Annotated in this window: 1 protein-coding gene; it reads left to right on the top strand. The window is 34.3% G+C overall.

Annotated elements, in window-relative coordinates; translation table 11 throughout:
* Positions 1-607 (top strand): recombinase family protein (locus HMPREF2647_RS09125; protein ID WP_176746925.1); only part of this gene is annotated, 607 nt, incomplete at both ends.

Here is a 607-nt window from a genome sequence, read left to right as displayed (position 1 = left end):
ATGGGATAAGAGAAAAAGCCAAACAAGGTAAGTTGATTACAACACACGCCCCTTTTGGTTATCACTACAGCAAAGGTCACTTTATTGTAAATGCAGAAGAAGCACCGACAATCAAAGCCGTTTATCGTTGGTATTTACAAGGACTTGGTTACAAGAAAATTTCTCAAAAGCTGGATAAAGATATGAATTTTATTTCTCGTAAGCCCTATCAAGTTAGAAATATTCTCTTGAACCCTAACTATTGTGGTCGTGTCATTAATAAATATGGAACGTTTAATGATATCGTTCCACCTATTATTAATGTTGATACGTTTGAGGAAGCACAAGAGCGTCGTATTCATAAACAACACAATCGATCCAATTCTAGAAATAAGTTAAAGCGACGAATCAAATGTCCTTACTGTCAATCAACATTAACAAACTTAACGATAAAAAAAGAACATCGTTCTCTACGTTACTATGTCTGTCCTAAAAATATGAATGAAGCCTATCATACGTGTCCATTTAAAGGCATCAATGCGCAAATGATTGAAACAGAGGTCCTAAACACTTGTAAAGTATACTGTGGCAATCAATCATTTCATGACAAATTAAATGAGACAATACT

This window comes from Staphylococcus sp. HMSC035D11 (assembly GCF_001836075.1).
Lineage (GTDB): Bacteria > Bacillota > Bacilli > Staphylococcales > Staphylococcaceae > Staphylococcus > Staphylococcus hominis.
The sequence above is the reverse complement of the archived record's forward strand: the minus strand, read 5'-3'. Positions and strand labels throughout refer to the sequence as shown.